At 43.2% G+C, this 22,596-nt stretch carries 15 protein-coding genes; 5 read left to right on the top strand and 10 right to left on the bottom strand.

Features of this window, described 5'->3' with window-relative positions:
- Positions 1–188: 188 nt before the first annotated feature.
- The gene (locus VIN08_RS25435; protein WP_331971652.1) at positions 189–926 is read left to right on the top strand and encodes a hypothetical protein; all 738 of its coding nucleotides are present in this window, start codon (positions 189–191) and stop codon (positions 924–926) included.
- 141 nt (positions 927–1,067) lie between these two features.
- Here the strand turns inward: VIN08_RS25435 and VIN08_RS25430 are convergent, their stop codons facing one another.
- The 5 genes from VIN08_RS25430 to VIN08_RS25410 all read right to left on the bottom strand — a co-directional run bounded on the left by VIN08_RS25430 (position 1,068) and on the right by VIN08_RS25410 (position 11,430).
- Positions 1,068–2,594 carry a LamG domain-containing protein gene (locus VIN08_RS25430; protein WP_331971650.1) on the bottom strand — a complete coding sequence of 509 codons (1,527 nt, stop codon included), beginning with the start codon at positions 2,592–2,594 and terminating at the stop codon, positions 1,068–1,070.
- A 431-nt stretch (positions 2,595–3,025) separates the two neighbouring features.
- Positions 3,026–3,784 (bottom strand): LytTR family DNA-binding domain-containing protein, encoded by a 759-nt coding sequence (locus VIN08_RS25425; RefSeq protein WP_331971648.1) that lies wholly within the window; start codon positions 3,782–3,784, stop codon positions 3,026–3,028.
- Positions 3,785–3,790: 6 nt separating this feature from the next.
- Entirely contained in the window at positions 3,791–6,751 is a 2,961-nt protein-coding gene (locus VIN08_RS25420) for a sensor histidine kinase (RefSeq protein WP_331971646.1), read from the bottom strand.
- 245 nt (positions 6,752–6,996) lie between these two features.
- Positions 6,997–10,260: a PKD domain-containing protein gene (locus tag VIN08_RS25415; RefSeq protein WP_331971643.1), complete on the bottom strand. Its 3,264-nt coding sequence runs from the start codon at positions 10,258–10,260 to the stop codon at positions 6,997–6,999.
- A 747-nt stretch (positions 10,261–11,007) separates the two neighbouring features.
- Entirely contained in the window at positions 11,008–11,430 is a 423-nt protein-coding gene (locus VIN08_RS25410; RefSeq protein WP_331971640.1) for a hypothetical protein, read from the bottom strand.
- A 95-nt stretch (positions 11,431–11,525) separates the two neighbouring features.
- Here VIN08_RS25410 and VIN08_RS25405 point away from each other — a divergent pair, with 95 nt between their 5' ends.
- Entirely contained in the window at positions 11,526–11,894 is a 369-nt protein-coding gene (locus VIN08_RS25405; protein WP_331971637.1) for a helix-turn-helix domain-containing protein, read from the top strand.
- 26 nt (positions 11,895–11,920) lie between these two features.
- Here VIN08_RS25405 and VIN08_RS25400 read toward each other — a convergent pair whose 3' ends face one another.
- Together VIN08_RS25400 and VIN08_RS25395 are read right to left on the bottom strand one after the other, a co-directional pair.
- Complete coding sequence (locus tag VIN08_RS25400) at positions 11,921–13,891, bottom strand: ATP-binding protein (protein WP_331971634.1); 1,971 nt, start codon at positions 13,889–13,891, stop codon at positions 11,921–11,923.
- A gap of 80 nt (positions 13,892–13,971) precedes the next feature.
- Positions 13,972–17,157, bottom strand: a complete 3,186-nt coding sequence (locus tag VIN08_RS25395) for a sensor histidine kinase (RefSeq protein WP_331971631.1) — start codon at positions 17,155–17,157, stop codon at positions 13,972–13,974.
- Positions 17,158–17,769: 612 nt separating this feature from the next.
- Here VIN08_RS25395 and VIN08_RS25390 point away from each other — a divergent pair.
- The 3 genes from VIN08_RS25390 (at position 17,770) to VIN08_RS25380 (ending at position 19,574) form a co-directional block, all read left to right on the top strand.
- The gene (locus VIN08_RS25390) at positions 17,770–18,192 is read left to right on the top strand and encodes a hypothetical protein (protein ID WP_331971628.1); all 423 of its coding nucleotides are present in this window, start codon (positions 17,770–17,772) and stop codon (positions 18,190–18,192) included.
- A gap of 43 nt (positions 18,193–18,235) precedes the next feature.
- Positions 18,236–18,625, top strand: coding sequence for a hypothetical protein (locus tag VIN08_RS25385; protein ID WP_331971625.1), 390 nt, complete (start codon positions 18,236–18,238; stop codon positions 18,623–18,625).
- A gap of 124 nt (positions 18,626–18,749) precedes the next feature.
- Complete coding sequence (locus VIN08_RS25380; RefSeq protein ID WP_331971622.1) at positions 18,750–19,574, top strand: hypothetical protein; 825 nt, start codon at positions 18,750–18,752, stop codon at positions 19,572–19,574.
- Between the two features lie 9 nt (positions 19,575–19,583).
- Here VIN08_RS25380 and VIN08_RS25375 read toward each other — a convergent pair whose 3' ends face one another.
- The 3 genes from VIN08_RS25375 to VIN08_RS25365 form a co-directional block, all read right to left on the bottom strand.
- The gene (locus tag VIN08_RS25375; RefSeq protein WP_331971620.1) at positions 19,584–20,906 is read right to left on the bottom strand and encodes a DUF418 domain-containing protein; all 1,323 of its coding nucleotides are present in this window, start codon (positions 20,904–20,906) and stop codon (positions 19,584–19,586) included.
- A gap of 303 nt (positions 20,907–21,209) precedes the next feature.
- On the bottom strand, positions 21,210–21,740 hold the full coding sequence (locus VIN08_RS25370; protein WP_331971618.1) for a hypothetical protein: 531 nt from the start codon (positions 21,738–21,740) through the stop codon (positions 21,210–21,212).
- 37 nt (positions 21,741–21,777) lie between these two features.
- Complete coding sequence (locus VIN08_RS25365; protein WP_331971616.1) at positions 21,778–22,260, bottom strand: DUF2314 domain-containing protein; 483 nt, start codon at positions 22,258–22,260, stop codon at positions 21,778–21,780.
- Between the last annotated feature and the right edge of the window lie 336 nt (positions 22,261–22,596).

Below are 22,596 nucleotides of genomic sequence, written 5' to 3'. Positions count from 1 at the left end.
GAGAATGCTATGAACAAAGCAATCCACACATCAAATATATTTGTATTTTTTACACTTATAAATATAATTCAATTGAAATCTCATTTGACTTGTTTGTTGAGAGACGAATTGCACGTTCAATCCGGCTTGTCTGTCGCTGGCAAAAGCATTACCTTGCGGCCCGTTTCCTGACCTAATAGTTATACTTTATGATTGGCTTTTACACTCCACTCCTGGCGCTGCAGGCATTCTGTCTGTATCATGCCTATAGTAATCGCGCAGAACAACGCTGGTATTGGTTGATAATATTTTTTCCCGGCTTTGGTTGTGCTATCTACCTGTATCACAACTTCTATAATCGTAAAAGTATAGAAACGCTTGCCGAAGGTGTAAAAGGAGTTGTTAACAGTAACTACAAAATTGAACAACTGGAAAAAGCATTGCGTTTCAGCGACAATGTTACTAACAAGGTAAACCTGGCCGATGCTTATGCAAGCTATGGCCGCTATGACGATGCGATATCTCTCTACAAAGATTGCCTCACCGGGTTTATGGCTGACGATCCGGTTATTCGCATCAAGATATTATTTACAGCATTCCTCCAGAAAGATTATGAAACGGTAGTAACATATGGAGAGCAACTGGAATCGGAGACGCGTTTCAAAAAAGCAGAAGAGCGTGCTGCGTATGCATGGGCATTACACTATACCGGAAAAACAGAACAAGCCGAGAAAGTTTTTATGGAAATGGATTCGTCCTATACCAACTACCGGCAACGGATCGAGTACTGTAAGTTTCTGAAAGAGACAGGCAAGCTTGAAGAACTGAAAAGTAAGTTACAGGAAATGAGCGAAGAGCTCGAACACCTGAAAGGTCCGGAACGGAAATTTTACCGCCACGTAGCCCGCGAGATACGTGACCTCGAAGCGAGCATGGCAAAAGCATAGCATTTATACATTTTACAATAAAACAGCCGGCAGAACTGCCGGCTGTTTTAGTATATACCTATATACTTTACCTGTCCTATATAAATAAAAGGGACGGAATTTCTTCCGCCCCTCACCGCTATATATAAACCCAAAAAACAATTAATGATTCGGTGCAGTAGATGTCAGACGTGTTGCACTGCCGAAGATCGTACCGTCAAAGTTACTTGTAGTCTGATCGAACACTGTAGTACCGGAAGCTTCATCGAAGTTCCAGTAGCCGATCAATCCGGTTTCGTTACCCACCAGCAATTGATTCATATACTGGCTGATCTCTGTTGCTGTAAGTGCCTTGTTCCATACAGACACATCATCCATAGTACCTTTGAAGTACCAGGTAAACCCGTTGATGAGCTTTTTACCGATCTTGGCAGTAGCCGGATCGTTGGAACTCATGGTAAAGCCCGATGTACCGGTAACTGAACCACCAGCGTTTACACCATTTACATAGATCTCAACATCTGACACGCCTTTCAATACTGCCGTTACATACTTCCAGTTATTGGTAATATTCCCTACGTTAGCCGATCTTCCTTTTCTGTATGCAGGGTTGTTGCCACCACGGCCATCGCCATACTCGGCATATACATTGGTATTGGTTGTTGCAAACCAGAAACCTTTATAGATCGTGCTGTTGTCCTGGCTGGTAAATATAGGATTGGTCGAGGTTACAGCAGGATCAACATTTACCCAGGCAGAAACAGTAACCGGGAAAGTCGTTGTATTCAAAATGTCGCCCAGATCGATATAGTCATTCACACCGTCAAATTGAATAGCACCGTTGTTGCAATGATTCGGAGCACTGGAAGCTATACGCTCGGCATTTCCGAAAATTGTACCGCTATAGTGATTCGGTGATGAATCCAGTACGGCTGAACCGGATGGTTCATCAAAGTTCCAGTAAGCCAGCAGACCTGTTTCACTTCCGGTGAGTGTCTGGTTCATATACTGGTTGATCTCTGTTACGGTTAAGGCTTTGCCCCAAACAGAAACATCGTCCATCAACCCTTTGTAGTACCAGGTAAATCCGTTGATAAATTTCTTACCGATCTTGGCAGTAGCCGGATCGTTGGAAGCCATCGTTAAAGTAGATGTACCGGAAAGAGTACCGCCTACATTTACACCATCTACATAGAGATCTACATCGGATATACCTTTTAATACAGCCGTTACATACTTCCAACGGTTGGTGATGTTACCTACATTGGCAGTCCGGCCTCTTCTGTACTGAGGATCGTTGCCGCCATGGCCATCGCCATACTCGGCATATACATCAGCGTTGGTAGTAGCAAACCATATACCTTTGTAGATAGTGCTGTTGTCTTGTGTGGTAAGTATAGGGTTGGTATCCGTTACAGTGGAATCTACATTTACCCAGGCTGCTACAGTAACGGGGAACGTGACATTGTTCAGTATATCGCCCAGGTCGATATAATCATCTACACCGTCAAATTTTATAGCGCGGTTGTTACAGCCAGGCGGCACCAGGCGTGAAGAAGATGTGAGTGATTCGCCATCAGGAACTTGCTGCGCGTCATTTTGATCAAGCATGTTATCATCGCACGATACTGCTGCGAACATCACAGCAAACAGCAGCAGGCTAAAAGATTTGAAAGAAAATTTCGTCATAACGTTTAAACTTAAAGTAGTAGTTCAATAAATAATTAAAAATAACTGTATGAGCTGTAGCCCACAGTGAACCCACCTCCGGCAGGAGTCAGGTTTGTCAGTAACATTCCTGGAACATACACTGAATAACAAAGTAAAAAATTCTTCCGGGGGGACTTTTTTGCGAGGTTGTATTAAAAAATATTAGGAGAACATATATATCCAAATTGAGCCAATGATTCCTGCACATAGCCTACACGTTGTAAGCGGGATTTTGCATCCACACCGGGTGCCAGAAATAAAAAGATATGTCTCAACACCTTTTTATATACCCGGCCCGAACTCTGTAAAGCTTTAGGATAAAAGTATAGTTGCGGGTATTGCCGCAGAAACATGAATTACCAGATGCTACAGTTGAAAGAACATCTGCGTCATTTGGATGAATAAATGCGTCAGACAGCTGCCTGACTTAGTGCCTGTACTACTTCGTTCTTTTTACTGTGGGCAACATCTATATTCTTGCCATTGTCCATTACCAGCACGCCTCCCCTTCCTTTCAGATAGCGTTTCACAAGTTTTATATTAACGAGGTATTTTTGATGCGCACGGATGAAAATATCCTGCGGTAACATTCGTTCATACTCCTTCAGTGTTTTGCTCGATACAATCTTGCTATCGTCACGAAGGTATAGCGTGGTATAGTTCCGGTCGCCCTCACAGTAAAGAACATTCTGTATTTTTACTATTTCCAGTCCATTTAATGACGGAACTGCTATTTGCTCCGGAGGATTTTTGCTGGATAACTGTTCGCGAAGCAACGTCAGTATTTTGTGTGTAATGCGTATATCCTTATCGCGTATGCGGGAAACAGCCGCGACCAACTCCTGCACGTTAATGGGCTTCAGCAGATAATCCAACGCATAGATACGTATCGCATGAATGGCATAATGGTTATGCGCTGTGATAAAAATAACTTCTGCCGAAAGTGTTCCTATCTCCTTTAACAGATCAAACCCTGACCCTGAAGGCATTTCTATATCCAGAAAAATTACCTGCGGATTTAATCTTGCAATGAGCGCCTTACCGGATGCCACGGCATCGGCCTCTCCCACTACATTTACATCAGGGCAATGCTTTGCCAGCATATTACTCAGTATCTCGCGTGAGCTTTGCTCATCATCAATTATAATAGCCGATATCTGCGTGTTCATCGTGATCTATAGATAAGGAATCTTCAATGTTACCAATGTGCCCGGGTGATTGCCTTGTTCATCTTCCATATCTTCTATGGTTAAGGCAATCTTCTGCTGTCGTTCAAAGTTTATGATCTCGATACGGTCGCGAATCAATGTAATGCCTTTTGAATGATGATTGTTCTTTAGCGCCTGCGATCGCTTTCTTCCTACACCATTGTCTTTCATGGTAATGATAAGGGCATCATCTTCGTTAACCGTCAGGCGGATATATAGTTGCGGATCATTCACAGAGGGTCGAAATCCATGCCAGATAGAATTTTCTATAAAAGGTTGCAGAATCATGGAAGGCATTTCGCGTGTATGTATATCCACGGAGGCATCTATATCTATACTATAGCGAAAGTTATGATTCATGCGCAGCTTCTCTATCTCCAGATAATCGGTAACAGAAGCCAGTTCTTCCCGGATGGGAATCGTTACTTCTTCCGAGCGATCCAGTATAGAACGCATCAGCTTTCCGAATCGCCCGATATACTGTTGTGCAGCATCCGAATCATTCTTGAGAAACAAGGCGTGAATAGAATTAAGCGCATTGAAAATAAAATGCGGATTCATTTGCGCCCGCAGCGTTCTCAGCTCCGACAAAAGTGCTTTTTGCTGCCAGAGGGCACGCGTCTTTTGCTGGTGAATATACCATGCCACCACGGCCGCTATAGCGGCCGCCAGCAACAGAATAACAGTAACTATAAAAAGATTACTCCTCCAGAATGGCTTTTGAATGGTAAACGATAGCGAAGCTTCTCTACTCCATATACCGGCTCTGCCCTGTGCCGATACTATAAATTCGTAATCATCCCACGCCAGCTCGGGGAAGTATACAAATGGATCGCGGGTATATTTCCAGGGCGCTTCGCGGTGCAGCTTATAGCGGTATAGCACTTCTCCTGTACTGTTGTATAGCGGACTCACAAACCGGATGCGAATATCATTTTCTTGATGCGCAAAGGTTAATGCCTGCTGCCCGGTAAAATGTACCGGAGATTTACCTTGTACAGTAATGTCCTCCAGATACATGAGGGGTTCTATATCTTTCTTACGAAGCAGGTTTTTATTAAAGAGATTGACGCCTTCTTTTGTAGCAACCCAAACTGTATCGTTCGATACTAGCACGTCCGTTATCTCGTTGCTCAGCATGCCATCAAAAATAGTATAGTGCTCTATGTGGATGTTGTGAGGATAGCCTGTAATCTTGTTCAGGCCCTTGTTTGTGGCTACCCATATAGCACCACTTTCATCAGTAGCCACCGCGTTGCATACACCGCTGGTCATGCCATGTTCTTCGCCAATAGAAGTAAATGTATACGTGTCTTTGTGAAAAAATAAAACACCATCTCCATTGGTTGCAAGCAATAATGTATTATCCGAAAAGTCATCAAAATCATTAATCAATACTTTATCGTTAAATTTATCCGGAGCTATGCCAAGAAGTGAGTCTGCAATTCCTTTATACAGGTGACTGTTGGTAGCAATCCAGATATTTTTCTGGCTGTCCAGGAAAAGCGCGTTCAATTTCTCCCGAACCAATGTACCATATATACTGTAACCTACTTTGCCATTTTCGGGCAATGTTTCAAAATCATTTCTATATCGGTTAAACATAGTACGACTCATTTTGAATATGCGATCGCTCGTTCCCATCCATAAATGATCTTTCGGGTATTCGATGATGTCGCGTATACTACCGACCATATTGGTAACCGAATGATCTTCCAGCAGGTATAGTCCAAGTATAGTAGCAATCCAACACTTGTTTCCCTGCCGGTATATTTTGCGTACACGACAGTTATCGCGGGTTGCATCATTGGCAATAATTTTCGAATGTATTGTTCCGTTCCGGTATATACCTACTGCCCCGTTTTCGTGGCCCCACCATATAGCTCCTGCGGAGTCCTTTGCCAGGCACGTTACTGTATTGGCATGCAACCCATCTTCCCGAGTATAGCTGTATATATCCTGCTCCGAACAAAAGAAAACGCCACCGTCTAAGGTGGTGATCCAGTTATTGCCCTCGCGATCTTTCATCACCGAAGTAACTTTATACTGTTGAAAAAAGGGGCTCAAAAATTTCTTAGTGCGCTTCGAATATGGAAATATACCTTTGGTTGTACAGATCCAGATGTGATCGGCATCCTGGCAAATGTTATTGAATGCTAACGAGTTTGAAGTGAGATTCAGAAATACATTGAAATCATCACTGGCTATATTTCGGGAATATACGAGCCCGCGACTGCTAAAAAGTATATTCTGTGCATCTAGTTGTGCGCTCCTCGGTAGACTCAGGTTTTCATGGGTTGGCGTTCCTAAAGTATCAACCTGAAGAACACTGGCCATATCTTCACTCATCTGTACGGTAATGATGCCTGAGCGACTCACCACCACCATCTTTTTTCTCCCGGTAGGATAAATACCATTAATAGTGCCTAAGGGGTTATCGGCAAAAAAACGGCGAACTTGTTTATGACGGGTATAGCTTACCACACCATCGCGCAAGGTAGAAAACCAGAGCGTCCCTTCATCATCCTGAAACATGCCGGATATATAGGACCGGGAATCCAATAGCCTTAGCGTTGTGTCGGTGGCCGAACTGGCAAATATACCTTCGTGATAGTACGATACCTTTCCGCTCGAAGTAAGGAACCAGATCCTGCCGCTTCGGTCTTCAAAAAAATTAAAGACCTCATTATCTGACAAGCCGTTGCGAATCGTGAAGTGTGTAAACCTATAGCCATCAAACCGGCTTACACCCAATGGCGAGCCAAACCACATAAACCCCTTGCTATCCTGAAACGATGCATAGATTGTGCTGGAGGGTAAACCATCATCGGTAGTATAGTTCTTATAACTTCGGCTTTGCGAAAAACCTCTCGCTGCAACAACAAGAAATAAACAGATGGGAAACAATAAATGGATACAACGGTACATACAGGGAAACTTGGTGTAACGGGTTACAGTTTCAAATAGGCTATAACTAATTGATTTATAATTACAATCAAAAGGCACCGGGTATAGCACCCTGGGGCTCAGGGCAATTTACATTTTCTTTTTTTATTCGGGCAAAATCATTCCGGTATATATAATTAATTTCCTGTGTACGTACTTGATAAGATTAAAATACAAAGAGGCCACCTTTCGGTTGGCCTCTTGCTTTCATGGAACTAAACTAAAAATTACTTTCTGATCAGGCGTTGCTTCAGGACTTTGCCGTCTGCATTTACCGTGATAATATATACTCCTGAAGGAATATTGGTGTTTTTGAAATCAAGTGCGATCGAAGAAACATCGTGTTGCATTTCCTGCAGCACTGTATAGCCACTCATATCCTGTAATACTACCGATACATTTTCACCTTGTGCATCCAGTGTAAGCTGCAGTTTATCAGTAAATGGATTCGGGCTAGCCTGTATAGATGTTATTGTTGTTTCTTTTACAACCTGTTCAACGTCAACCGTCTCTACGCGGGCAGAAGTTGTAGTCTGTGTCGTTAAGGCTACAATCTCGATACCATTTACCTGCGGATTACCCACCGAGCGTACAAAGTCAAGATCCAGCGTACCATCGGTTACCGTTACCTGAAATTGTTTCTTCAGGGCGTTCATACCTACTTCAGCATAGATATCAATGTTGCTAAGCTGGCGTGTACCCTCTGCGTTGATATGGAACACACGCGCACCTGCAGCCTTCACACCACCGGCATACGGTGTTTCTGCGAAGTATAGATTTACCTGGTACGTTCCGCTTTGCACAGGAAAGTTCCACTCCATTGTAGTACCACCATAGGTAGGCGAATAACGGTTAGGACCGAACAGGTTATTAGGCGCACCTGTTGTGTTGGTACCACTCCACGTTGAACCACCGGAAGTATAGTTGGCACTGGCAGCATCCAGGTATTGTGACTTGGAAGCTTGCGTATCCGATTTCCAGTTGATTGGTGTAGCACTTATTTCGGTACCACCGGCATTGATACGAAATATAGGAGTAGCTACCGTTACGGGAGGTGTTGCTGCATTGTTTACCGTTACCACTACATCGTCTGATGACGTGGCACCAGCATTATCCTGCACAGTAAGTCTGAAGGTATAAGTTCCGGCTACCAATGTTGTAGCAGATAACGTAGCCGTTGTAGCACCACCTAAAGTTGCAGCAGGACCGCTCTGTTTCGTCCAGCTATAAGAAGCTATACTTCCATCCGTATCGCTGGCTGTACCAGTCAGTGTTACACTTGAAGTAGGAAGTGTGATCGTAACATCAGCGCCTGCGTTTGCTACCGGGGCATTGTTCACTGTTACTATTACATCGTCTGATGACGTAGCGCCACCATTATCCTGAACGGTAAGTCTGAAAGTATACGTACCAGCAACCAATGCTGTAGCGGATAGCGTAGCCGTTGTAGAACCACTCAGTGTTGCAGCAGGGCCGCTCTGTTTGGTCCAGCTATAGGAAGCAATAGTTCCGTCAGTATCGCTTGCCGTACCGGTAAGTGTTACGCTTGATGTCGGAAGTGTAATGATAGCATCTGCTCCTGCATTTACCGTGGGCGCAACGTTTGCTTTTACCACCGTTACCACTACATCATCATATGAGGAAGCACCGACATTATCCACGGCAGTAAGTCGGAAAGTATAAGAACCTGCTACCAGTGCAGAAGCCGATAGTGTAGCCGTTGTGGCACCACTCACAGTTACTGTAGCCGGACCGCTCTGTTGTGTCCATGCATACGAAGCAACGGTACCATCGGTATCACTGGCAGTTCCAGTGATTGATACGCTGGAAGTTGGAAGAGTTATGGTTACATCAGCACCCGCATTAACAGTCGGAGGGTTATTAACCGTTACTGTAACATCATCTGATGCTGTAGCACCTGCGTTATCCTGAACAGTAAGTCTGAAGGTATAGGTACCATTTACCAGTGCAGTAGCAGACAGTGTTGATGTTGATGTTCCGCTCAAAGTAGCACTCGGACCACTTTGTTTTGTCCATGCATACGAAGTGATTGTTCCGCCTGTGTCGCTGGCTGTTCCGGCAAGCGAAACACTGGACGTAGGAAGTGTAACTGTTTTATCGGTACCGGCACTTACTGTGGGCACTGTGTTTGTTGCCTGCAACTCGAACGCACCTATATCATATACACCACCGGAAGGTCTGCTCTTATCATCATAGTCGAACGTTACACCGTAAGTAGTTACTGTCGCTCCTTTATTAAGGGCGGGCGATGTACTTTGCAGGTGATAATCGCCTGCCGCTGCATTCACAAATTTTGCATCGTCTATATTCGCAGTATAATAGTTGTTCAACTCTTCCATCTTAACCGATGTCATCGTCTTGTTAACATATACACCTGTGCCAGGCTTAATGATAATGTTATTGAGGAAGTGGTTCATCGCTACACGCTCTGCTGCAATCTTCAAACCATCGCCTCCAGGATTAATGATGGTGTTGTTGATGAAGGAGAAACCATTGCCGAGTGTACCGCTTGTAGTAGCATCATCGCAATATATACCATGACTACCGCAGGCAATAATAACGTTGTTATAGATAATGTTATCGCCTTTACCCTGCACAATGATACCATCGCCTGGACCATTCTTAATAATGTTGTTATACATTAAACCACCGGTACCTAAACCGATCTGTATACCATTGTTCTGATAGCTGGCAAACGGATCTTGTCCAAACAATTCAACATCGTTATCATATATCTCGCAGCCGGAAGGCACTGCTCCTACTTGTATTGCTTCAGCACCGCTATTGCGTACTTTATTCTTATATACTTTACATCCTATAATATCATGCGGATATAGTGTAGTGCCGCTGCATGAGGTGTTTCCTGTCCATCCATTATAAAAAGAGTTACCGATATAGAAACCTTCTCCTTTTACATCGTGTACATAATTTTCATGCACTACTACATTATACATGGTAAATACACCGCGGTTAGCAGAGAGATCGCATCGCGGATCAGTCTTGATCATCATTCCGGCAAAGCCAGAGCCACTAATTTCTACGTGGTCTACTTCTACATCTGAGCTCAGGTCTGATACTACAAATGCATTGGCGCCCGATTTTGTAGCGCTACAATTTATACCATACGGACTTGCTGCATCCCCAGTACCGGTAATTTTAAAATAACGGCTTGCAGAGAACCACATCGCATAACCTCTGTCGCTGTTGCTTACATTTACAACACCACCGCAGTTCTTGATAATAATAGGTTGTGCTGCTGTTCCCTGAAAATTGGCAAAACGCAAAACACTTCTGTTACCGGCCTGTATACAAACAACATCACCAGGTTTAATTCCTAATGCATTACCATCTACATTCGTTTCGGTCAACCCCACTGTATATTTACAGTTACACCCTTGCGCCCATGAGAACTGTGCTATCATACACGCTGCCACCACCAAGACAATCCGAGACACTGTTATTACTTTCATGTTTTGATAAAATTTTTTCATCCCCTCATATTCTGCCAGCACCTTGCTGACTTTCGATTTGATACGCACAAAAGTATTGGGGGCAAAAAAGTTATTTCCGGTGCATGTGCACACTGCATTACATGCGCGAGACACACGGGGTGATTCTACCAGACTCCGCAAAAAATGGCTTACTGATTACCAAATGATGACTAATTCATACGCGTGTGGACTTCGCGTTGCTTCGTTACATGAAACCGGGTATGATTCTGAAATCTTTACTGGCAGTTCAGGTTGAGAGGGAAACATCTGTCGATGAGTTTACATAAAAATTGTATCAACGACTGGATGTGAACGGAGACAAATTCGGTTTTATGAACGCACGGCTGTCGTGATTTACTATTTTTCTTCGAACTCCTGCATTTATTACACATCCTCCAATTACGTGATGCCGAACAATTTCAACAGCTCACGAACATGATCTTGCAAAATTCTACTCAATACACACAACGAAGCATCAACTTCTGTACATCAAAAATGTTTTTGACGATGAATCATACTATAAAAAAAGCACTCTGCTTCTCGCAAAGTGCTTCTGTCCTTATGCTATATTAAGGTATATTTAAGATATATACTGATTGCTGGTGAATATCATGTAAGATATTCCCTTATAACAAACACACTATATATCAGGATTTCCCTGAGTATTTTGCAAACTATCGACATTAACAACGATACCAACACTACATTCCCGTTACTACATCGGATTTATTTTGAATTATATACCGTTTTAAAATAGTCTTGCAAGGTTGCCGGTGTCCGTCCTATCAGGTTTTCAAGGTCACCGGAAGTCGCTTCAAACTCTCCCTGGCGAATCGCCTCGGCAAAGCCTGCAAACACTCCTATATACTCCGCAGGAACTCCTGCTTTTGTCAACGCCTCCGTATATACAGCTACGTCAGGGCTTGTGTATATTATTTTCCTGCCGGTAATACTGCTAAGAATATCTGCAACTTCCTGTAAAGAATATTGCACTGTATTCAAAATAGTATAGTCCTTATTCTCATACCCCGAACCGGTAAGAATGTTCGCTGCAGCTTCTGCCATATCGGTACGAAGAGCATACGATACTTTGCCATTACCAGCCGGAAGAAAAATTCCGGTTTCCAATACCTTGTCGCCAAAGAACATCGGCAGTACATCGGCATAATCACTATACCAAAGTATAGCGCTATACTAAAGTATAGTAGCATCTTCCCAGGTATAGGCAATCAACCAAAGAAAAGATGAGCAGACTATCAGAATTATCGAGACTGGACCAGATAAAAAAATGTTCGAGTACCTACGTACTGGCCGTGAATGATACCATGAACGTAATCAATGGCAAATGGAAATTACCAATTATCGGTGTGCTGCAATACGGGAAGAAGCGCTTTCGCAAACTCGAAAAAGAAATACCGAATATTAGCCCGCGCATGCTCTCCAAAGAATTGAAAGATCTTGAAGCTAATGGTTTTGTAAAGAGAACGGTATATACGACTATACCTGTAACAGTTGAATATGAACTAACCAAATCAGGCAATTCCTTTAAAGAAGTGCTGGATATTATGGTGAAGTGGGGGCTGCAGCACCGAAAAGAACATATCAGACGATAGAAACTATCCTGCTGCGGAGAATATATTTATACTCTCCGGGGCAGCTGCACAATAAAAGAACTCCCCTCATTGGCTGTGCTCTGTACAGAAATACGGCCGCCCACCTTGGTGAGCGCGCGCGAAACTATATATAGTCCTATGCCGCTTCCCACAGATCGTTCGCTGAACCGTGTATAGGCTTCAAATATTCTGCTCTGGTACTCTTTCTGAATACCAATACCTTTATCAGTAACGCTTACCTGTAAAGTTGTCTCCTCTCCCCTTATATCAATATGCACTTGCGGATGCTGATGACTAAAGACACAGGCGTTTTCCAGTATATTAAGAAACACCATCGTGATAAACCGTATATCAGAAGCCAGCATCGCTTCTCCCTGTTTGCTTATGGTAAAACTGGCCTGGGGATAGAAACTTCCAATAGTATGCGCGAGTTCAGTAATATAGAGATATAGGTCAAAAGTCTCCGTATCAATCGGTGCACGGAGTTCGTAGGTCATTTTTAATTTATTGAGCATTTTATCCATCTCTTGTGCTGTAGAAATAATTTTCTGCTGAATATCAGCCTGTTCATCAGCAGAAGCTGCAAATGCTGAGATCTGTGCAAGACCAATGATGGAGAGTATAGGACGTCTTACATCGTGCGATGCGCGGTATAAATACGTATCCAATTCTTCATTAGTGCGGGTCAACTCCAGTGTACGATCCTTTACTTTTTGCTCTAACTCAGAATTAAGGCTTTTCAGTTGATTGTTATGCACACGCTTGTTCCGGTATAGCACCACCAGCAGCACAAGTGCACAGGCTATAGTGCCGATACACAACTGCCACAATTGTAGCTCTTTTGTTTTATAGCTATTCTGCATCTTGAGCAGGTTTATATCAGCAAGCTGTTTTTCCATGTACGACTTGTTCTGGATCTGCTCCAGGTTCTTCCCCACGTTAACACCTTTAAGAGAATCACGTAAACTTATATATCGCTGAAAGTATAAATCGGCATTTTTATATTTTTTTTGGCTACGGTTAAATTGCGCCATCTTTTTAAAGTATACTGCCAATAACTCCTTCTCATTCGCTATGGTTTCAGACATCTGGTAAGCACTGTCGTAATACAGGCGGGCCGCTTTTATATTACCGAGTTTGGTATATATATCTCCTTTGCTAAGCATAGCAGCCGCTACCGATCCGTATTCTTTATATTTCTTACTCACACGCATATCAACCGTCAGGTTCTCAAGTGCCTCCTTCAGGCGCCCCTGTTGTATCATGATGGTTGACATATTTCCGTTGACCAGCCCGATCCAAAATTCTGCCTCTGTATGTACCGCTATATTTTCGGCTGTTTTAAAGTAATACATCCCGCTATCGATATTGTGCAGCCGCACAAACGAAAGTGCCATAGTGTTATACACATTGATATACCGCATCGAGTCATCTCTCGTTACCGCGCTTTGCGCCAATGAACGATGCCCGTTTTCAATAGCCAGCTTGTAATTGGCGCCATTGTATTGAATGTTTGCCACTGCTGCATAACAAATGGCTACATCTTTGGGGCACGCTAACTGGACGTATATATTTATACTCTTGTAATAATCTCTGGCTGCAGCGGTCTGTTGATTTTCAATCACCTCCATATCACCACGCAATTGTAACAACCGCGCGTGCTCCAGTAACAACGATGGATCTCCGGTATCGCGAACCAGTTCATTCATCATTTGCCTTGATTCCTTAAAGAACCCATGATGGAACAATCCTTTCGCATGTGCATAACCGCGCCATATATCTTTGTTGATATCCCTTACCGTATCAATAGAAAAAATAGATTTATAACAACTATCCATCGAGCCAACAGCACATGTCTTACATTGATCCACCGCATCATCCAGCCGGCTCAGGCAATACCGCTTATAGGTACCATCAACAGCAGCCTGCTTTGTCTGGCAACCAAGCAGAGCCATCCCCACCAGCACAACGCATAAACCCTTATAAAAATTATTCATTTATATATCTATCCTATAATCAGACAAAACATTTGCTCTATATACCGGGATAATCATTCCCATCTATTCATGCTATAGCATTACGGACTGTTGGGCACGGTAAAGGTAAATTTACTGCCGCGGTACAACTCACTTTCTACTGTGATCGTTCCTCCGTTTTTCTCTACAAACTCCCGGCAAAGACCAAATCCTATACCGGCACCCTTCTCGCCCGAGGTGCCATGCTTGGTAAATTGTTCCTGGTTCAACAGCTTGGCGAGTTCTTCGGCCGATAACCCTATACCGGTATCTTCCACCCACATCTCGGTGTATAAATCGTGTCGTTTATATTTAACGCTGATCGCTCCCTCGTGCGGAGTAAATTTTATAGCATTGCTAATCAGGTTACGCAGCACCAGTTGTATCATGTCACGGTCGGCATATACCGGTATTGTATCATATATAGCGCTTACTATCTTTATTCTTTTGTTGAAGGCAATAGGCGCCAGCAGGTGTATATTCTCTTCTACAATGCTGCGCAGATCAAAGATCAGCGGCTTCATCAGCATACCGTCCATCTGGCTCTTGGCCCAATACAAAAGGTTCTCCGTCAGGTTGAGCGTCTGGCGAATATTATCTTTCATCTGCGGCATTAGCCTTTTCATTTCCGCTTCGGATATATAGTTGAGGTCAATCAGGTTCAGTATATCTTGTACCTGGCGAACCGGTCCGCGCAAGTCGTGCGAAACAATTGAAAAGAGTTTATCTTTCGAAGCATTCAGCCTTGCCAGTTCTTTAGCCTGTTCGCTGATTGCCTCATTCTTCCGGTATACCTCGTCATTGATCGAGGCGAGCTCTTCATTTACAGCAAAGAGTTCTTCGTTTTGTGTAAGCAACTCCTGGTTCTGCTCACTTACCTTTCGCTGCAAGGCGAGCTTTTGCTCCGTCATGCCCCAGGTATATATTCGCACAATGGTATAGACGAGAAATACAAACAATGCAAAGAATAGAAAATACGCTAATATAGTCCGGTACCAGGGCGGCTCTATGGTAAACGAAAAAGAAGCCGGAATACTTATGCGTTCTGACTGATCTTTCGCCCGCACCAGAAAAGTATAGTCTCCGTGTGGTAAATTAGTATAGATCGCTTCGCGCGATGATTGCCAGTCAGACCACCGCTCATCAAATCCTTCGAGTTTGTATTGATATTTTATCCTTTCCGGGTTTTCATATATATCGCTGCCGGCATGAAACCGGATGTTGTTCATGTATGCTGGCAGCTCGGCAATATTCTTTTTTCGTCCTGCCTGGTATATCAATGAATCGCCAGCCCATATTTGCTTGATGGCAACGGGCATAGGTTCATCAAAAAAAGTTTTCTGTTCGGGGTCATAGTGAACCAACCGCAGGTCGTTGCCAATAAATAAGCCCCCGCTCATCGGCACAAACACGGGCGCATCTACATCTACACGAAGGTCGCGTATAGGCATGTCGATCTTACTAAAGGGTGCCGTTATACATCTATAGCTCCCGTCCGGCTGCTTCTTTAACAAGCCCGCAAATTCTTTCATCTGCGGCAGGCCGCCCCAGAAGTAAATGTCACCCGTTGCGTTTTCGTCCACCGTATAGATACAAACATTGGAACTCAGTACGGCATTAATGGGCAGGTAGGGTTCAAATCGTTGTGTTGTGTTATTGAAGGTATATATACCATTCACGGTAGTGACTACAACCTTATCCAGACTTTTTATTCTATATACCCGGTTGTTTACATCTGATGGTAACCCGTTACGACTGTCATAATAGCGATTTTCAATAACAGAATCTTTGGCTTCATTCAATCGCAATCTGTTAATACCTTTATTGTAGTTCGCCAGCCAGATATATCCGTCATTATCCTCTTCTATATAGCGAGCCTCTGTATTGGCAAAGCCTTTAACTTTGTGCTTACTCCACATGCCGGGCTTTCTCGTAGTCAACCAGATCCCATCGTAAGCAGTACCTATAATAAATCCGTCAGGTTCGTTTCTGAGCTTGCATAATGCCATTACGCTTAACTCATCTACCACCTGGATCACTCTTTCGCCATGCAGCTCCCAAACACCTTGCTGGTGTGCGGCATATACTTTATCGCCAAAGCGGTATATTCTCCATACAATACCATCTGCGTTTCGTATTACCTTAAACTGCGATGTACCTTTCGGATTACAGTATAGCCCCCAGCCAGAGCCTACATACAAGTTCTCATCGTCTTCGTTCAGCGCAGTGATCTTATGATGTATACCATCCTGATCGTCATAATACGACAACGGAGAACTGGTACTAATCTGTACGATCTCGCGGTTGCCTGCGATCCACAGGTTATGTTTGCTATCTTCAAACAAATCGTTCAGGTATATATAGCGCAAAACATCTTCATCTATATGATATACTTTTTTACCGTTTTGATCAAAAAAGAAAAGATTACCCTCTGCCACTACATATATCAACCCATTGCTTAAACAGGTTACCTGAGAGGGCCTTATATTGGGCTTACTAACAGCGACAATATCGATCAGAAGGTGCATGCGCTTGCCTGCTTCGGCTGCAGGGTTTAATATCCACACCTTCCTATCCATGTCCAGTATAAGATATTGCCCTGTCAGATAAGGCGCTATATACATAATTTCTATATCTCCCTCCACCTGGAGCGGGGCTATGGTAAAATTGCCCTCGGCATATCGGTAGAGTTTTTTACCATATATACGGTATATTTCTTCACCCACCGGGACCAGAAATTCTCCAAATGGCAAGCGATCGTTCAACGATTTTATCTGCCCGTTGCTATACAGGAATGTATGCCAATAGTCGCGTAAAAGAATATCTCCGTTGCCGGCCACCAGCACCTGTAATACGCTCAGCTCTTCCTGGTATTCGGAGGGAATCAAATGCATGAGCGATGTATAGGTATAAATTCCCGAATCATTTTTCCGGAAATAACCAAATTCTCCCATAGCTCCCACATAGATGTTATCCAGCGAGTCGAAGGCAAACGACATGATCGCCTGATGTTTCGGCAGGTAGAGCATGCGCCATTCAATACCATCGAACGACAGCAGTCCTTCACTATTCGCAAAGTATAGTGTACCATCCTTAGTTTCACCCGCCTGAAAATTCTGCCCTCCCTTATATTCATCTGCCAGGTACTTTCGAATAAACAATCCCTGCCCGTTCACAACGGATGATATACACGTGAGAAACAGAATTACCGGTAGAATTATTTCAATAAGACGCTTTGTCTTAAACATTCCGTAAACATTGTATGTAGAATCTTTGCCAAGCATGATGGTTAGGTCTTGTGTGTCGAGTGTTGTGAGTGAATGGTGTGCATAAAGCGCTGGTATCAGGGATTGGAAATTAGCTGTTCAGGAGCTTCCAGGGCTTGCCGTTCTTTGGTTTACAAAAAAAATAAAAAGGTTATACTATTCTGCTCAGGCTTAGTACTTGATCCTGTTTGAAAAAATTACCGAAAACAATGACCGTATTTTTACGGAGGTCTCTGAGATACGATCACGCCATTGATGCTGCATGAAGTGCTTTATTAATACCACGAGTATCGTTTGAAAAAAGAAATATAGCCTTCTCCTTTCAGATAGCCTGCCCGTTGAAACGGTCTGAAAGTAATAGATATACTGAGTATTTTGCCATTGTTGCAAGGCCCGGTAGTGCAAGAATGTATCACTAAAAACAACCACGTCAGGCCAGGTCAGCCAGGATTTATACCTCGTACGGGGTATGGACTGTCAATGCTTTAATAAACAATTTAACCGCAGCATTTATCACACACGCGGTCTCAATCGCTCGTTTACCACTCCTCGTGCATACGGATTACACATATATAAACATAACTCCTATACCAGATGACTACCTGTTTTGACTCCGAGTACAAAATGATCCAGTACGACCCGGCTCACCACATTCTTATCGCCACATGGAAAATAGCACCGTCTTCACGCGAATATCGAACCGGTATGATGGCCATGATCGATGCCATGAAACAATTCAATACCGGCAGGTTGGTATATAGAACGCTTACCAACTGGATTATACTCGAGGAAGACCAGCGATGGTCGGCAGGAGAATGGAGAGATTTGGCAGTGGCAGCGGGGCACTCTAAAGTAGCCATGATTCTGTCGGACGATATCTTTATCCACATGTCTGCTGAAAGTATGATGGAGATTGCTGATGATAAAGTCGCCCACGCTTACTTCAACCGGATGGAAGATGCCGTGCGATGGGTAACAATATCCAACGCTCAAGTTGCATCCAAGACGATGCTTTGAAAAAATCGGAAAACGAATGATCCTTAATACATCCCTACATCTTATGAACAACCTCTATACCGACTATGCCCGCGTGTTACACAATGAAGATCTCCAATGTCTGGAGGTAACTTTCATTGGTTTTATAACGCTGGACGAACTGAAGAAAATAGTTGAATACGAATTTGAAATGTTTACACACTACGCATTAAAGAAATGCATCGTTAACCTACGCGAGATTACAGTATACCCGGTTGGCGGGCAAGAGTATATTAAAACGGTATGGTTCCCATGGGTTGTGAAGCATGGCTTGCAAGTGCTGGCATTCGTTGTGCCCGATGATGTATTTACTAAGATGTCGATCCAGGCGGCACATGCCTCTGGCATGCAACTGATGATGACCAAATATTTTCAGAACTCTTTAGATGCACAACATTGGGTGAAGTCACGCTGACCTGACGTGTATATATACCTTCGTGCGATCTTCTTCCTTGCTATCATTAAAGCGAGCTTAAAGTTATCTTAAACATTACTGAATATAGCCCTAATAGTTTGTTGTGTAACGATCAGGAATTACTTTGCTTGCCGTAATTATTGATCCCACCAATCAATATACCATGCGCACAAAATTATATGGCCACCTGTTGGTTACATTACTATTGTTAACCATACGTGTAGCACAGGCACAAGAGAATGATACAACACGTATCCGCACAACCACGGCAAAGATACAACGGGAGAAAGAACGCGAAGAACGTATCTCGGTATTAACCTATACACGAATTATATCCGATGCCCACGGGCACTATCGTTTTGATGAAAACATAGTGCCTAACTTCCGGCTCAATAACTGGCTGCGATTGGAAGCGGGTATACGGTATGGGCAGCGTACGCAGAAGTTCAATTCGTTCTATCACTATAAACTGGAACTGCAAACCAAATGGCTCTGGAAGACCGTGCGTGTTCTTACCCGTATCTCCGATAATGTAATTCGTTATCCTTCACCGGCCTATCGCAAAACCAATGAGCTGGCAGCCATTGAAGGTAAATTTATTCCACTGCATTCACTTCAACTTATCGGTGGTTTGGGATATTTAGTATCAGCCAGACAGAATAATAACACCGAGGCATTGCCTACTCGAAAGGGCGATCATAGTAACTATGGCATCTTTAAAGTAGCAGCGCGATACCTGCTGCCCAAAGGATTTTTAGAAACTTCATTCGGGTCGTACGACACATTCAATCCCTACGAACCCGATAAACCTTTCTTGCAGGAAGGATTTGAATACGAGCTATCAAAACGATGCACTACGTACGATTACTTCCGCTACGAATACAATAAAAGTATATTTACACCCTATAATTATTTTCTGAGCTTCGGTCTGAAAATCCGGCTGCTGTAAATATATACTTTAAACGCTCTTCCGGAATGGTTGTGGCTTCCAGTAGGTAAGTGAGCGCCAGAGCCACTCTGCCGGGCCGTATAGGAAGAAACGCATCCAGATGTTGCAGAACACAATCTGAAATGCCCAGATAGACAGCACTACATTATATACCTGGTAACGCTCCAGCTTGCCAAACAAACCAAACGCAAAGCCATAAAAAATAACACCGCATATAAGCGACTGCGACAGGTAATTAGTAAGCGCCATCTGTCCCACCGGCTGCAGCATCTTAAAAAACCAGTTGAATACTCCGGATTTATATAGCAGCATAATAGCGCCCAGCACGCCTAACGAGCGCGCTATACGCTCCAGCTGATAGTATTGAAGCGTAGCATGCCGCGTATACTCATACCAGTTAAACTCGTAGTACATCCCCTTTTGTAAACGCACCAGGGCAAGCGGCACACCAATACCCAACCCTACAACAGCCATGAGTGCGTATAGCCGTACCGATGCCTGTCCGGTAAGTATACCCGATTTATAGAATGCCATACCAAGAAAAAAACAAATGAACACATCCCATGCCTGCAGAAAAAGATAATCGGGCAGGTGATTGATATAGATGTCGGTGCGGTGCATATACACCGTGGCATAGTCGCCCTGCATTTTGCGGGTTATCTCTTCTGCACGTTTAAGTTTACCTTCCCGTGATGTTCGCTTCTTAAAACCCTGCATGGCCTCCAGCTCGTCTTTTTGATCGGCTGTAAGTTTGGTTACCGTAGTATCGATGGCCGCTACGGCTTCGCCCTTGCTAATGACACTCTTGTCGAGGTATAGGTCGCGGTTCTCGCGCACCAACATAAGCGCTAGGCATATACCGGCTGCAATGATCAATTGCCGTGGCGATAGTTTACGAAAAGTAAAGAGCATCATGCCGTAGCATGCATAGTCCAGCAGGATATCGCCAAACCATAGCAACACAAAAACATCGATGAGCGAAAACATCATGAGCCACAGTTGGCGTCTGAAGAAATAGTCTGCCGGCTGAAGTCCTTCGCTCCTGTTCTCCTGTCGTCCTATAAAGAGTATAATACCCGCACCAAACAACATGGAGAATAACGCGCGCTGAGTACCATCGAAGAAACCATTTACGATATACCACCAGTAAAGATTTATACCTGTTTCGTGTTTCAGCAAGGGATCAAAGCCCAGAGGGCCAGGCATGGTAAACAAAGGAACATTCATCAGCAGGATACCGAGTATAGCGATGCCTCGTAAACTATCGAGCACAACGATACGCTCCGCCTGCGACACCGGAGCGCCATTCCTGGATATAGCAGAAACTGTCATGGGTAATGAGGGTAAGGTGTAAGGGTGATTACTTAAGAAATATAGCGCTACGCGAGGGATTGTGCGTTCACATTTTCATGTGATACTTGGGGCCGTTAACAGTTATCCGTTACCCGTGAGTGTGGAATTGGGGTGTGATGAAATTACGAACTCAGTTCGGCTTTCATCTCAACAGAGTCTCTCGCAGTATCTTGTGATTGAATACAATTATAGCGAATGAGCTATTTATAACGTGCTTCCGTTAGAATCCCAAAAGCGGGCTCTGCGGAGACATAGGTAAAATGATGTTGGATACTATACCTATCACCAACTCGACCTGCGAACAATTACAGTTTCATTGTCCGACAAAAAGCCTACATAATAAACTACTGGCGTCTCTGTCTCACTACTATACTCTTTTTGCATTGTTAACCCATCAAATTTTTCCAATACTTCATCCATGTCAAATTGATCAAGGGTATTCTTTTGAACCAGCCCGTTAATCAAGAGCTTATCAGGCAAATCATTATAAAAGTCCTTCGGCAGTTTTACTACGCTGGTTGATTCATAGTCTCCAAAATGATCGGGATACGTTGCTGTCTTGTATAGTATTTGTCCATCATACGGGAAATCCACTCCTGTTACTTCTTTAAAATCTTCCCGATAAAAACTTTCAGGTGGATAAATGGCCGTATAAATAAAGTAGCCAACTATCAGGATAGGTACAGCTGCAACCAATCTCCATCGCTTGTCAGATCCATTCCTTTTAATAATCCAAAAAATCAAGAGTGAAAGTCCAAGCGGAATCCCCACAAGTATAAAAATCGCTAATGCTATAAATCCAATAAATATCACACTACACTATTTGCATTTCTCCCAATATCAAACAATTCTATTTCTTCTCAATATCATAGATATGATTGGAATGAAAATATATAGTTTCTCCGTCTTTTAAGCCTTCGAATTCAAATGCATCGTTTCTTAAAAGACCTTTATAGATCTCACCATCCTTTTCCTGAACCTCAACCCACATTCGTTCTACGTAACCTTCGTCATCTACGAATAACAACTTGACCAGATCTCCCTGCTCGATCTCTTCAATTTCGTCCCTTGCGGGAATTGGATTATCATAGATCATTTGTGTGGCCGTATAGGCTATATCTTCAAGTTCATAGCCATTACGCTTGATGGCGGGAAACCGGGAATCATTCGGCAGAGATTTGTAAATGCTCTTATAGTGATTAAGAACTTTCTCTTCCTTCTTGGTATACTTCTTAGGCTCGCCAAAGTAAGCATCTTCTTTGGTCTTCTCCTTCTTTAAAAAGTAAATAACAATAACGATAACTACTGCTATAGATATAATTTGAACTGCCATTTTATAGTTTATTAAAATATTTCAATACCGAATATATACATGTTTTGATCAGTGTCTTCCTTCCGTATCATGTTTTTTCCACTGGGTTCCACAATTAGAGCACCCGTAATTGCCGGATCATAAACCTTAAAAACTTTCGGTTTATGCCAACTTGTATTTATAGCATGTTCGGTCTCGTATATTAATAACAATCACGGCTATAAAAAAACAGTCACCACCACGAGAAAAACAAGAGGTCGACTCTCCTGCTGCAAATTGAATTATATTAACACTTACTTATAACGAGCGGCAATAAGTATATTTATTGGATCGCTGCTTGAATACATTTATGATTTA

Origin of the sequence: Ohtaekwangia sp., from assembly GCF_036568665.1 — a bacterium.
Classification (GTDB): Bacteria; Bacteroidota; Bacteroidia; order Cytophagales; family Cyclobacteriaceae; genus Ohtaekwangia.
The sequence above is the reverse complement of the archived record's forward strand: the minus strand, read 5'-3'. Positions and strand labels throughout refer to the sequence as shown.

What these genes read in the sequence shown, in the direction of transcription:
- VIN08_RS25435 (WP_331971652.1), top strand. Translation starts at nt 189, where the DNA reads ATGATTGGCTTTTACACTCCACTCCTGGCGCTGCAGGCATTCTGTCTG.
- VIN08_RS25430 (WP_331971650.1), bottom strand. Translation starts at nt 2,594, where the DNA reads ATGACGAAATTTTCTTTCAAATCTTTTAGCCTGCTGCTGTTTGCTGTG.
- VIN08_RS25425 (WP_331971648.1), bottom strand. Translation starts at nt 3,784, where the DNA reads ATGAACACGCAGATATCGGCTATTATAATTGATGATGAGCAAAGCTCA.
- VIN08_RS25420 (WP_331971646.1), bottom strand. Translation starts at nt 6,751, where the DNA reads ATGTACCGTTGTATCCATTTATTGTTTCCCATCTGTTTATTTCTTGTT.
- VIN08_RS25415 (WP_331971643.1), bottom strand. Translation starts at nt 10,260, where the DNA reads ATGAAAGTAATAACAGTGTCTCGGATTGTCTTGGTGGTGGCAGCGTGT.
- VIN08_RS25410 (WP_331971640.1), bottom strand. Translation starts at nt 11,430, where the DNA reads ATGTTCTTTGGCGACAAGGTATTGGAAACCGGAATTTTTCTTCCGGCT.
- VIN08_RS25405 (WP_331971637.1), top strand. Translation starts at nt 11,526, where the DNA reads ATGAGCAGACTATCAGAATTATCGAGACTGGACCAGATAAAAAAATGT.
- VIN08_RS25400 (WP_331971634.1), bottom strand. Translation starts at nt 13,891, where the DNA reads ATGAATAATTTTTATAAGGGTTTATGCGTTGTGCTGGTGGGGATGGCT.
- VIN08_RS25395 (WP_331971631.1), bottom strand. Translation starts at nt 17,157, where the DNA reads ATGTTTAAGACAAAGCGTCTTATTGAAATAATTCTACCGGTAATTCTG.
- VIN08_RS25390 (WP_331971628.1), top strand. Translation starts at nt 17,770, where the DNA reads ATGACTACCTGTTTTGACTCCGAGTACAAAATGATCCAGTACGACCCG.
- VIN08_RS25385 (WP_331971625.1), top strand. Translation starts at nt 18,236, where the DNA reads ATGAACAACCTCTATACCGACTATGCCCGCGTGTTACACAATGAAGAT.
- VIN08_RS25375 (WP_331971620.1), bottom strand. Translation starts at nt 20,906, where the DNA reads ATGACAGTTTCTGCTATATCCAGGAATGGCGCTCCGGTGTCGCAGGCG.
- VIN08_RS25365 (WP_331971616.1), bottom strand. Translation starts at nt 22,260, where the DNA reads ATGGCAGTTCAAATTATATCTATAGCAGTAGTTATCGTTATTGTTATT.